Source organism: Anaerocolumna sp., assembly GCF_032079385.1.
GTDB lineage: Bacteria > Bacillota > Clostridia > Lachnospirales > Lachnospiraceae > Anaerocolumna.
On the sequence record NZ_DAMAUC010000025.1, the window covers coordinates 16736 to 29432 of the forward strand.

The 12697-nt window shown below is 36.4% G+C and carries 9 protein-coding genes; 4 read left to right on the forward strand and 5 right to left on the reverse strand.

Annotated elements, in window-relative coordinates:
• Positions 1 to 193 precede the first annotated feature (193 nt).
• On the reverse strand, positions 194 to 2284 hold the full coding sequence (locus tag RT261_RS16830; protein ID WP_313134223.1) for a methyl-accepting chemotaxis protein: 2091 nt from the start codon (positions 2282 to 2284) through the stop codon (positions 194 to 196).
• 450 nt (positions 2285 to 2734) lie between these two features.
• Positions 2735 to 3382, reverse strand: coding sequence for a sporulation membrane protein YtaF (gene ytaF, locus RT261_RS16835; RefSeq protein WP_313134224.1), 648 nt, complete (start codon positions 3380 to 3382; stop codon positions 2735 to 2737).
• A 195-nt stretch (positions 3383 to 3577) separates the two neighbouring features.
• Here ytaF and RT261_RS16840 point away from each other — a divergent pair, with 195 nt between their 5' ends.
• From RT261_RS16840 to nifJ, 4 genes are all read left to right on the forward strand, one after another.
• Positions 3578 to 4135, forward strand: a complete 558-nt coding sequence (locus RT261_RS16840) for a hypothetical protein (protein WP_313134225.1) — start codon at positions 3578 to 3580, stop codon at positions 4133 to 4135.
• 123 nt (positions 4136 to 4258) lie between these two features.
• Entirely contained in the window at positions 4259 to 4993 is a 735-nt protein-coding gene (locus tag RT261_RS16845) for an NAD-dependent protein deacylase (RefSeq protein WP_313134226.1), read from the forward strand.
• A gap of 214 nt (positions 4994 to 5207) precedes the next feature.
• Entirely contained in the window at positions 5208 to 5411 is a 204-nt protein-coding gene (locus RT261_RS16850; RefSeq protein ID WP_313134228.1) for a CsbD family protein, read from the forward strand.
• A 350-nt stretch (positions 5412 to 5761) separates the two neighbouring features.
• Positions 5762 to 9307, forward strand: coding sequence for a pyruvate:ferredoxin (flavodoxin) oxidoreductase (gene nifJ / locus RT261_RS16855; protein ID WP_313134229.1), 3546 nt, complete (start codon positions 5762 to 5764; stop codon positions 9305 to 9307).
• 219 nt (positions 9308 to 9526) lie between these two features.
• Here the strand turns inward: nifJ and RT261_RS16860 are convergent, their stop codons facing one another.
• The 3 genes from RT261_RS16860 to RT261_RS16870 form a co-directional block, all read right to left on the reverse strand.
• On the reverse strand, positions 9527 to 10393 hold the full coding sequence (locus tag RT261_RS16860) for a YidC/Oxa1 family membrane protein insertase (protein WP_313134231.1): 867 nt from the start codon (positions 10391 to 10393) through the stop codon (positions 9527 to 9529).
• Between the two features lie 124 nt (positions 10394 to 10517).
• On the reverse strand, positions 10518 to 11606 hold the full coding sequence (gene ytvI / locus RT261_RS16865; RefSeq protein WP_313134233.1) for a sporulation integral membrane protein YtvI: 1089 nt from the start codon (positions 11604 to 11606) through the stop codon (positions 10518 to 10520).
• A gap of 242 nt (positions 11607 to 11848) precedes the next feature.
• Entirely contained in the window at positions 11849 to 12694 is an 846-nt protein-coding gene (locus RT261_RS16870; protein ID WP_313134234.1) for a DegV family protein, read from the reverse strand.
• Positions 12695 to 12697 lie beyond the last annotated feature (3 nt).

A 12697-nucleotide genomic window follows, 5' to 3' on the forward strand; every position in this document is an offset into this window, starting at 1 on the left:
CATGGATTTTTGAGTATTATCATTAAGCACAAAATGAGATATTCTGTAACATGTGTTTACACAAAACTATAAACAGACCCCACAACAGGATATTTTCTATTTTTTTACCTGCATAGAACGAGGGTGTCGCTCCGCCACTATATTTTAGTGATTTTGCGATACCCCTTGGTAATTCTAAGATTATGTTTCACTCTTAATTCGTTCGAAATTTTGAAATTGCATTTTTTAGATGATCTGCACTTTCTTTTGTACTTTTGACTTGTTTCATAACATCATTGGACTGTAGATTAGCCTCTGAGACTCTGCCTGCAATATCTGTTGTACCGCTGGCACTTTCACTTGCTACATAAGCTACACCATCAATTGCCGATGTCATATCTTCAATGGAGGCCAATAATTCCTCTGCAGTTGCACTAAAATCAGAAACAAGCTCTTCCACAAATTTAGCATCTTCATTATATTTATCTGCAACATCTAACATATCCTTATAATCATGGGTAACACTGGTTGATACAAAGTTTAGCAGAGAACCTGAACTTTCCGACAAATTATTCACCGATGTCATTACCCTATCTGTTACATTCTGTATATCCATAACTGCATTTCTAGACTGTTCTGCAAGTTTGCTGATTTCTTCTGCCACAACGGAAAATCCCCGGCCTGCTTCTCCGGCTCTGGCAGCCTCAATAGAAGCATTCAATGACAATAGATTTGTTTGCTGGGTTATGCTCATGATAGAATCTGTCAAAACATTGATTTGCTCTACAATCTTTGATTCTTCTATTGCATCCTCCAGTACTTGTTTTGTGTCTTCTAATACAGTAAAGGTTTTTTCCTGTGATGTGTTAACATTTTCTTTTGTCTCTTCTGCTCTTTCACTAATATTCTTTGCAGCTAAGGTACCTTTTTGAGAATTCGTTGCAATGGAATTAGCGGCATCTTTTATTTGCTGGGAGGTGGCTGACATTTGTTCTGTAGTGGCGGCACTCTCTTCCGTACTGGCAGCAAGCTCTTGTGTAGTGGCTGATACACTTTCCAAATTTTCATTTAACTGGCCCAAATTAGAGAATACCTTTGCAACGCTATCTTCGATAGTTTTGGATTCATTAGAAATTCCAATCACCAAATTCTTCAGAGATTCCTTCATATTCTGAATACCATTAGCAATAATACCAATCTCATCATTCCTTGATATATATTTCTTATTTACATCAAGAACAAAGTTACCACTGGCAATTTGTTGTAAATACTCTGAAGACTTTATGATAGGATCTGCTATTTTATTTGCTATTACTCTTATAAGAAAAAATGCTAATGCCAAGGAGATGGCACCTATTAGAATAGTGAATTTCTGATTGTTGCTAATGAACATTGTAGCATCTTTTTGATTTTCAATAGTAACTACTGCCCAATTATCTGATTCTCCCGGAAGAGCTATGGATTGATATGCACTTATTACCTTTACCCCTTCATTGTTTTTATAAGTCGTAAACCCATTTTCTCCGTTTAATGCTGATTTTATTATCTGATTCAGAGTATCAGGTACTTGAAAATCCACTTCTTGCGTAAGAGGGTTACCATTTTCGTCATTGATAACATTACCACTGGAGTCTGTTTGTAATACTGTCTTTTTCATTGTTACATAATTGTATAGTTCTGACAACTGTACGGAATCAGGATGTGCAATAACAACACCATCTCCGTCAACTATAAACGCATATTTGCTTCCTTCACTATACTTTTTGATTTGCTGCTGAAGAGCATCTAATTTTATGTCAGCTCCCATTACACCTATAAGTTTCTCATTATTGTCATAGATAGGCATAGCTATGGTTGTAACCGGAACATTACCGTTAACAGAGTAGTAAGATTTACTTACAAAAGAGGTCTTTTCTTCTATGGTCTTTATAAACCACCATCTTCCTGAACGGTCCCCTAATTCACCTGTTGTTCTGGCGGTCTGCATTCCATCTGTCCCCTGAATGTATAATAAGTCAAAATAGGGATGCTTATCAAACACATCAAGTAATACTTGCTTTTGTTTATCCGGTATAAATCCTTTTACGTCATTATTAAACGTCATTTGCTCTGTAATGGAGTATCCTTTGTCAATAAATGCGCTTACTTGCTCCGAAAGAGAACCAGCTAATTCTGTATTTCTTTTCTCTAATTCTTCACCATAATTCAAATTCAAATAATATGCACTAGTTATATTTGATATTAGAAATGGTATAAAAACAAGAAGTAACGTATAAATGGTCAGTTTTTTTCGTATAGATGTCATAAATTCACCCTCTCCCAATGTGGATATTTTATCCTACAATTCGACATTTTTCCATCGATAAATTAATTATACTATCTTTGCAGTAATAGTCAATCTGGTTTACAGATAATAGTGTCTTTGAGAATAGTTGAGATACAATTGACAGAGATAGCACATCTGTGGCAGAGTACGGTGTTGTATGGCAGGTGCAAACCATGCCAGTTGAAAAATTATAATTCTCAAGAAAAATCGCCTAAAAGTACTTGACTGTAAACTTTATTTATACTTTAAAGACATAATAAGAAATGAGGTGTATAATAAGATGAGTAAAATATAACTTCAAGACCTATAGTTATGGATTTGTTATGACGATAAAAGAAGTTGAAGAAAAGACAAGTTTAAGTCGATCCAATAAATAATAAAATCAGCAACCTAATATACCAATAAGGCAGACAGGGTGCTGATTTTTGATTAGTTGAATAATCTTAGAAAAGCCAGAGAAATTAATATGATACCGCTTAGCCAGGATAAGCGGAAAGGTACTTTGTCACTTAGCTTATTCCCCAGATACTCTCCTAATTTTACGGCTAGTAAGCTAAATAGCAAAGATGATATTAATACAGCTAAGATGCTCACATTTGCTAATGCCGCACCAACACCTGCTACCAAACTGTCAATGGACAAAGCAATAGCAAGAGACAAGGCCTCTTTTGGTGATAGTATTTTCGAATCATCGATATCGGCTTCTTTCGGATTAGCATAGATATTTAAAATGAAATTTAGATTGAGCAGATGGAATTTGATTTGTTTATCTATTATGGTATGTTTATCAATTATAGATTTTATTATATTATCCAGCAGCTTGATGATGCCTAAAATAAATAAGATACCGAAGGAGACCAGATGCAGTATAACACTAGGTATATATGGTTTAAGAAAAGTACCAAGCAAAAGAGAAATTCCTAATACAACAGTACATAAGAACGAGATTACGTGAGCTGAAATCATGGGAATTTTTATTTTGTTACTGCCATAGGCTAAACTTGCGATAAATGCATCGGTAGATAGTGCAATTACAAATATCAAGGACTCAATGATTTTAAATATTATATAATTCATTATGCATACCCTAGATGTGTCATTAAAATTATTTTATGAGAGAGGTTCGTACTAAGTTACCGATTTAGTAGTTATCCATTTATTAACTTTTCTGTAAAAGTTAAAACACTAATTTGCTTGAACTTTTATTCATCCTTAGGTATAACATGGAACAGAAAAAACTAACAAAAAGGAGAGGAATTTTCGTGGAATGATATGGGGCGCTTTAAAAAAGGACGTTATATGCTTATGCATTCACTCATATACCGGACTGAAATTTTGAAACGCTGCTCCTTCCGCTTACCTGAACATACTTTTTACGTTGATAATCTGTATGTGTTCATTCCATTTACGGATGTAAAAAGCATGTACTATTTGAACGTAAATTTATACCGCTATTATATCGGAAGAAATGACCAGTCCGTAAACGAAAAAGTGATGATAAAGCGCATAGACCAACAGTTACGCGTAAATAAACTTATGATTGATAAAGCTGATTTTACCAATGTTCCACCTAAAATGCGGCGCTATATGCTTAATTATTTGGAAATTGTTACCTTGGTCTCCTCTGTGCTGCTTATTCGCGGGGGAACGGCGGAACATTTGCGCAAAAAAGCGGCACTTTGGGAGTATATGAAAGAGAAAAGACCTGAAGTATACAAAAAGCTGCGTTATACGGTATTAGGCGGCCTTGTGAATACACACACCAAAGCCGGGAGAATATTTGTGCTGTTCTGGTATGAACTGTTTAGAGTCTTAATAGGGTTTAATTAATAAGAAATTTAATAGGAAATAATAAAAGCTCAAACACATTAATAAGGTTTGGGCTTTTATTTATTGGATGTGATATAATTATATATTAGTACAAGTGATTCTGCTAATAAGGAGGTAAATGCCATGAATAAGGAAACTTTTCATAAGGTAAAAGAGATAATAAGAGAAAGTAATCATATTGTATTCTTTGGAGGAGCAGGGGTATCAACAGCCTCCAATATTCCGGATTTTCGATCAGCCACTGGTTTGTATAACAAAGCAACGGGCATGGATTATTCACCGGAGTATATGTTAAGTCACACTTTCTTTACAGAACATACCAAGGAATTCTATGATTACTTTAGAAATAATCTGTATTATCCGGAGGCACAGCCAAATAATGCACATAAAGCATTGGTTAAGTTAGAAGAATCCGGTAAGTTAAAAGCCATTGTTACACAAAATATTGACGGACTCCATCAGCTTGCCGGTTCGAAACATGTCATTGAATTCCATGGGAACGCTACTAGATTCTATTGTATAAAATGCGGAAAGAAATATTCCTCCGAATATGCATTTCATGGGGAGGGTGTGCCAAAATGCGAAGATTGCGGCGGTACAATTCGATTTGATGTGGTCCTATATGAGGAACCCATTGATGAAAATGTCTATAGAAATGCAATTAATGCCATTAAAAATGCAGAGGTATTAATTGTAGGGGGAACTTCTTTAGTGGTATATCCTGCGGCAGGGCTGTTACAGTATTATAAGGGAGATAAACTAATTCTTATAAACAAGGACTGCACTCCAAGTGACCATATGGCTGATTATATCTTAAACGGGGATATTTCAGAAATTTTATGGGAATTAGTGGAGTAATTTATATAAAAATATATTTAAAACCATACTGCCGACATATAATTATTTGTAATACGGTTAAGATAACATAATTATCAGAATAAATTAGAAAAATTATACACATATTATTATTGCTACAGATATTAGAACATGTAGGTATATAGAAAAATGATAACTTATGTAAACAAACCGGCAATATGAACGTATTTCCGGTAACTTAGACGGAGGTCAGCTAGTGGAAAATAATATTAAGAATGAAAAAGATAAAGTTATGGGAAAAGTAAAAGAATCATTAGGTAAGGTATTTGATGACGATGAATTAGAGTTTGAAGGAAAGATGCAGACAATTAAAGGAAATATTGGAAATAAGCTAGATGAGATAAAAGAAGATGTTTTGGATAAGACCAATGATATCCTGGACAATATAAAGAAAAAATAGGAGCTCGTATAGAGCTCCTTTTACATAGGCGGATAATGAGTGTAAAAGCTCGTTGTCATCGTCAGGCCGCATTAATACTAGGTTTATACAATTCTAATTTAACTAAATTTATCATTTATCAGCTTCCTCTTTTTAATTCTCCCTATAAAAAGCTAAATGTAGAAGATGAACGGATAAGGAGATTAAGGAAAAATCTTCATTATCTAACTGCAATTCTTACAATAATACATTGACAATTTTATAACTAATTAAAGCTTGCAGACCTTTACAAATTTTTAAATAAATGATAAAATTATTGTCGATTAACAGGGAATTTTGACGACTGTGAATCAAAAAGGAGGAAATTTTAAATGACTAGAGCTAAACAATCAATGGATGGTAATACAGCCGCAGCTCATGTAGCCTATGCGTTTACAGATGTTGCAGCTATTTATCCTATTACACCCTCAAGTCCAATGGCCGATGTTGTTGACCAGTGGTCTGCTGCAGGATTGGAGAATATTTTCGGTAACCAGGTAAAGGTTGTTGAAATGCAGTCCGAAGCAGGTGCGGCAGGAACAGTTCATGGTTCTCTTGCTGCAGGTGCAATTACTACTACATTTACAGCTTCTCAGGGGCTTCTTTTAATGATCCCTAATATGTACAAGATTGCTGGTGAGCAACTTCCATGTGTATTCGATGTATCTGCGCGTACAGTAGCTACACATTCTCTTAACATCTTTGGTGACCATAGTGACGTATATGCTTGTCGTCAGACAGGTTTCGCTATGTTAGCTGAATCAAACCCACAAGAAGTTATGGACTTAAGCCCGGTTGCACATCTTGCAACAATCGAAGGAAAAGTTCCATTTATCAATTTCTTTGATGGATTCCGTACTTCCCATGAAATTCAAAAAATAGAAAAATGGGATTTTGAAGATTTAAAAGGAATGTGCAATATGGATGCTGTTAAAGCTTTCCGCGAACATGCACTAAATCCAGAACGTCCTGCTATGCGTGGTTCTCATGAAAATGGAGACGTTTTCTTCCAACATCGTGAAGCATGTAACACAGCATACAATGATTTACCTGCTGTTGTTGAAAAATACATGGCTAAGATCAATGAAAAACTTGGTACAGATTATGATTTATTCAACTACTACGGAGCTCCGGATGCTGACCGTGTCATCATCGCTATGGGATCTGTTTGTGATGTAGCGGAAGAAGTTATCGATTATTTAACAGCAAAAGGCGAAAAAGTCGGACTTGTTAAAGTTCGTTTATATCGTCCTTGGGTATCTGACAGCCTTATTAAGGTACTGCCTAAGACAGCTAAAAAAATCGCTGTGCTTGACCGTACAAAAGAGCCAGGCGCATTAGGCGATCCTTTATACCTTGATGTTGCTGTAACTCTTCGTGAAGCAGGTATGAATGATGTTATCCTTACCGGTGGACGCTATGGACTTGGTTCCAAGGATACACCACCTTCATCTATCTTTGCGGTATATACAGAATTACAAAAAGATGCTCCAAAATCACGTTTTACCATCGGTATCATAGATGATGTTACAAACTTAAGCTTACCAGAAGTAAAACCAGCTCCTATTACATCTGCAGCAGGTACTGTTGAGTGCAAGTTCTGGGGTCTTGGCGGTGATGGTACAGTAGGCGCTAATAAGAACTCTACTAAGATACTTGGTGACCATACAGATAAATATATCCAGGCATATTTCCAATATGACTCTAAGAAAACCGGCGGTGTTACAATTTCTCACCTTCGTTTTGGTGACAAACCAATCAAGAGCCCATATTATATAAATCAGGCTGACTTTGTGGCATGTCATAATCCATCCTATGTTGTTAAAGGATATAAGATGGTTCAGGATGTGAAACCAGGCGGAATCTTTATGATTAACTGTCAATGGTCAGATGAGGAATTAAGCTCTAAATTGAATGCTGCAGCTAAGAAATATATCGCTGATAACAACATTCAGTTATATACAATCGACGCTATTGATAAAGCAATTGAAATTGGTATGGGTAAACGTACTAATACAATTCTTCAATCTGCATTCTTTAAATTAGCAAATGTTATGCCAATTGAAAAAGCTATTGAGTATATGAAAGCTGCTGCTAAGAAATCTTATGGTAAAAAAGGTGATGCAGTAGTAGAAATGAACTACAAAGCAATTGATGCTGGTGTAGATGCTATTCATAAAGTTGAAGTTCCAGCTTCTTGGTCTAATCCAGAAGCAGATGCTCCAGAAGCTGAAATTACAGGTCTTTCAAAAACAGTTAAGATGGTTAAGGGCCTTATGAATCCTATTAACTTAATGGATGGTGATAACCTGCCTGTATCTGCATTTGCAGATCATATAGACGGACAGTTTGAAGTAGGTGCTTCCGCATATGAAAAACGTGGTATCGCTGTATCTGTACCAGAATGGGATCCAGCAACATGTATCCAATGTAACCAATGTGCATTTGTATGCTCACATGCTACTATTCGTCCATTTATGTTAAGTGAAGACGAAGTAAAGGCAGCTCCTTCTAACATTAAACTTGCTGATACAAAGCCTAAGGCTGGCGAATACAAATACACAATGAGCGTAACTCCTTTAGATTGTATGGGATGTGGTGAATGTATAACCGTATGTCCTACCAATTCTATTAAGATGGTTCCTCAAGAATCTCAGGCAGAAGAACAACCAGTATTTGACTACTTAGTTGCTAATGTAGGTAAGAAGCCAGGAATGCCAGCGGATACAACAGTTAAGGGATCTCAGTTTAATCAACCACTTCTTGAGTTCTCAGGAAGCTGCGCAGGATGTGCGGAAACATCTTATGCTCGTTTAATTACACAGCTGTTTGGTGAGAAAATGTATATTTCCAATGCTACAGGATGTTCTTCTATCTGGGGCGGTCCTGCTGCAACTTGTCCATATACAGTAAATAAAGATTCCAAGAAGGGTCCAGCATGGGCTAACTCCTTATTCGAAGACAATGCAGAGCATGGATTTGGTATGTATCTTGGACAGAAGACTCTTCGTGAGCAGGTTATTGCCAAACTTGAGAAGATTGCTGCTTCTGAAAAAGCATCTGCTGAATTAAAAGCTGCTATAGCTAAGTTTGTTGAAACAAAAGAAAATACTACAGAAAACACACCGGCTACAGATTGCGTAATTGCTGAACTTGAAAAAGCTGCTTCTGCTGGATGTGAACTTTCTAATGAAGTTCTTGAAAAGAAACAATACCTTGCTAAAAAATCCGTATGGATTCTTGGTGGTGATGGATGGGCATATGATATCGGATTCGGTGGACTTGACCATGTACTTGCTTCCGGAGAGAATGTAAATATTATGGTATTCGATACAGAAATGTACTCTAATACAGGTGGACAGGCTTCGAAAGCATCTAATATCGGTGAAGTTTGTCAGTTCGCTGCTGCCGGTAAAGAGATTGGAAAGAAGAGCCTTGCTGAAATCGCTATGAGCTATGGCTATGTATATGTAGCACAGGTTGCTCTTGGTGCTAACCCAGCTCAGACTGTTAAGGTTATTGCTGAAGCAGAAGCTTATAACGGACCATCCTTAATCATTGGATATGCACCTTGTGAACTTCACGGAATCAAGGGTGGTATGAACCACTGCCAGAATGAAATGAAAGCTGCTGTTAAAGCTGGATATTGGAACCTATTCTCTTTCAATCCTGCTCTTAAAGCAGAAGGAAAGAATCCATTTACATTGACTTCTAAGCCAGGAGATGGAACTTACCAAGAATTCTTAAATAACGAAACTCGTTACAGCCGTTTACAACGTTCATTCCCTGATCGTGCAGAACAACTATTTAGTGATTCTGAAAAAGCTGCTATGGAACGTTATGAACATCTGTTAAAGTTAGTAGAACTTTATAAATAAGAATGTAAAAAGGGATGTGAAAGGTAAAAATACCAATACGTTTTACTAACTCCATAAAAATGAGTAGTCCCTCTTAGAATCCTCCAATAAGGATGTTTACAAAAATCATAATTGCTTTGTGCATAGCCAAACGATTGCCGATGAATTGTAAACAATCTTTACTGGAGGATTTTATATATAGAAAAGTTTTAATTGGGACACAAAGATAGGTGGTAGGGGCTATCTGGATTTTTTTAGTATAAAAATATCAAGAAATACTTGTTGTAAAAACTGATAGATATTACCTATAATCCAATACAGTCCCAGTCCGGCAGGAACTGTAAAAGCGATTACCCCACTTATGATGGGGGAAAGTAAAGCCATATTATTCTGTATAGCGGTTTGTATCTCTGCTCCGCTTGCTTTTATAGTGTTCTTCGTAGAATATTTCATAGAAATATAAGATGTAAGTCCCGACAATATCGGGATCAACAGTAGAAGATAGCTATGTATATCTGTACCGGGGGTAATATAATTGACAGGATTCCAACTAGGCACATCCCCCAAATTGATCCCTAAAAAGCTCATATTCAGCAAATCCTCTGGTTTTAACAGGTGAGATACTTGCGAAAGCTGTTCCGGGTGGCTGCTAAAATAAGTAATGATGCTCAGATCTTTCATATTGTTAATATTTCCAGCCCCATGTGGTATCAGCCCATAAAGTTCTGCGATTATCTCAGGGGATTTTCCGACCATATACTTTAAAGGCTGAGAAATTACATAATACAGAGAAAACAAAATCGGCATCTGGATCAAAAGAGGAAGACAGCCTCCTGCTGGATCTACTTTGTTTTCTTTGTACAACTTAATCATTTCTGCACCTTGCTTTTCTTTGTCGTCGCTGTATTTCTTTTGTATTTCTTGTACTTGCGGCTGAATCTCGCTTATTTTGGAGGTGGATTGTACCTGTTTGATTGTCATGGGAAGTAACAGTGACTTTACACCTACAGTAAAGAGTACAATTGCAATTCCATAATTTTGAAATGCCAGATTATCATATATAAATTTTAAAATAAATCCCATTGGTATGGAAATAAAGTCCAGCATATTATTTTTTAAGTCCTCCTTTGAAAAATTCGTTTTATAGTATAGCGTTTAGGGAAGAGACTATCTCCTCACATTTTCAAATTGCTGATAAAATCTAGAATTCCAATGCCTTTTCATAGCTGCTTCACAGGTCTTTATCCTGTTTGAATATGTGAATTTTATCATTGTCATAAAGATACTTTATAACAACAATAGTAACAGGCAGGGCGATAAATCCTACAAATCCAAAGATTTTGCCCCCAACATACATACTTATCAGCATAATAAGGGGGTGCAGTCCTATCTGCTCTCCTATCAGTTTAGGCTCTAATATATTACGGACAACTGTTATGAGAAGATATAATGCCGTTAATCCCAACGCAAAGGGAAAGTTGCCCTGAATAAGCTCAATAAAAATCCATGGGATAACAACTCCACCTGTACCAAGTACTGGGAGGAAGTCGATTATGGCAATCAATGCGGCAACCTCAATCGCTCTGTTCACTCTCAGGAGAAGCAGGCCCAAGGCTAGCTCCACAAATGTGACTATCATTAATATGGTATATGCTTTCACATACTTAAAGCCGATTCCAGTTGCCAATACTTTTAATTCAGTTATAAGACTAGTATTTTTGGAGGGTAGTCTATTTGAAATATAAGAAGTTATCTTATTGTAATCAATTGCAAAAAACAAAGAGGAAATGACTGCAAATACAATTCCTAAAAATAAACTCGGCAAAAATGATACGGAAGAAGAAATAAACTCAATTACAGTTGAAGAAACTTTGGTAATAACAGAACCTGTTGATTGAGATATAGAAGCAGCTATATCTTGTATCACTTGAACCATCGTGGGATCAAGTTTGGCAGAAGCTTTTTCAATATTTTCAAAAATATCACCAATTGCAGGTTCAATTTGAAACGCATATGTCTCCGGAAGCCTAACAATACTGTTCTTTATTAAAATAACAAAACGCATGCCAACCCACGATATCAGCGAACTTACCCCGACATAAGATAATAAAACCAAGGCCACTGCAGCAATTTTATTCGGAAGATGAAATTTATCGGACACCAAGTTTATTACTGGTCTTAATAACAGGGCTACTAAGAAACCGATTATAAAAGGCATTACCAGAATAAGAACATGTTTAATAAAGATATATACAATAACTACAATTAAAGTGATATATATAATATTCATAATAAAATTCTTTTTTTGATTTATTGTCATTTATACGTTCTCCTTTTATAAAAAGGTTTATGTTCAAAGCGCGTTCCTATTGCTATCAAGCCATAATCATAGAGTGGAATGGAGCCAATCGTTTATATATCGTCATACATGGATTACAGTATCCTTTCTTGACTGCTTTTAAAAGCAGCCCGCTATCTGCCAAATACGGGCAGACAACGGGATAAAGAGATTATTTGCTTGTAAATTTACTCAAATAATTAGACAAGTCTTTAGGCATTCGATCAACAAAAGGCAATTGATAACATACCCGCGCCTGTATGCGCTCCTATTACGGGACCAATATGAGTGATGATAACTTCTGTATTCGGATATTGTTCTTGAATAGCTTCTCTGAGTGTTTCTGCATCTTTCAGGCAATTTCCGTGTCCAATAACAACAACCCCATCAGTAGATTTCTTGCTCTTGGTATGATAGTAGTTTAATAAGCCGTTGATTGATTTTTTTCTCCCATGCTCTTTCCCAATCATTTGCAAACAACCGTTTTCATTTATATCTAAAATTGGTCTGATCTGGAGGGTCGTACCTATAAAAGCGTTTGCCGATGAGATACGGCCTCCTCGTTTCAGTGTATTCAAATCGTCTACTACAAATCGACAGCAGGCTTGTTTTCGCAATGCCTTTACCCAATCTGCAAGATCTTCTAAGGCAATTCCCTCTGCTTTTTTTCTGGCAGCTTCATATACAAGATATCCTTCCATCACGGAGGCAGCCAGCGTGTCAATACATATGATGCGTCTTTCTGGATACTGTTTCATTAATTCATCAACAGTTAAACAGGAATTCTGAAATGTTCCGGACATACTGGAGGAGAATCCCAAATATAAAATGTCCGTTCCCTGCGACAAATACTTTTCAAATACCCGGTTAAATTCATAGGGGGAAATCTGTGATGTACTGGTTTCTGCGCCTGATTGTTGTGCCTTATAGAAATCAGGGATGCCGATCGTACCATTGGGTCCATAAATATAGGTAAGATTGTTGAGACGTACTTCCATTGGAATTACGCATACGTCCCATAGACTCCAATCCATATCGGCCGTAGCATCCGTTATAATCTGATAAGACATATC

Bases quoted from the DNA above. Each gene is read 5' to 3' on its own strand.
- ytaF (WP_313134224.1), bottom strand. From the start codon at position 3,382: ATGAATTATATAATATTTAAAATCATTGAGTCCTTGATATTTGTAATT.
- RT261_RS16845 (WP_313134226.1), top strand. From the start codon at position 4,259: ATGAATAAGGAAACTTTTCATAAGGTAAAAGAGATAATAAGAGAAAGT.
- RT261_RS16830 (WP_313134223.1), bottom strand. From the start codon at position 2,284: ATGACATCTATACGAAAAAAACTGACCATTTATACGTTACTTCTTGTT.
- RT261_RS16870 (WP_313134234.1), bottom strand. From the start codon at position 12,694: ATGTCTTATCAGATTATAACGGATGCTACGGCCGATATGGATTGGAGT.
- RT261_RS16860 (WP_313134231.1), bottom strand. From the start codon at position 10,393: ATGCTGGACTTTATTTCCATACCAATGGGATTTATTTTAAAATTTATA.
- ytvI (WP_313134233.1), bottom strand. From the start codon at position 11,606: ATGACAATAAATCAAAAAAAGAATTTTATTATGAATATTATATATATC.
- nifJ (WP_313134229.1), top strand. From the start codon at position 5,762: ATGACTAGAGCTAAACAATCAATGGATGGTAATACAGCCGCAGCTCAT.
- RT261_RS16840 (WP_313134225.1), top strand. From the start codon at position 3,578: ATGGGGCGCTTTAAAAAAGGACGTTATATGCTTATGCATTCACTCATA.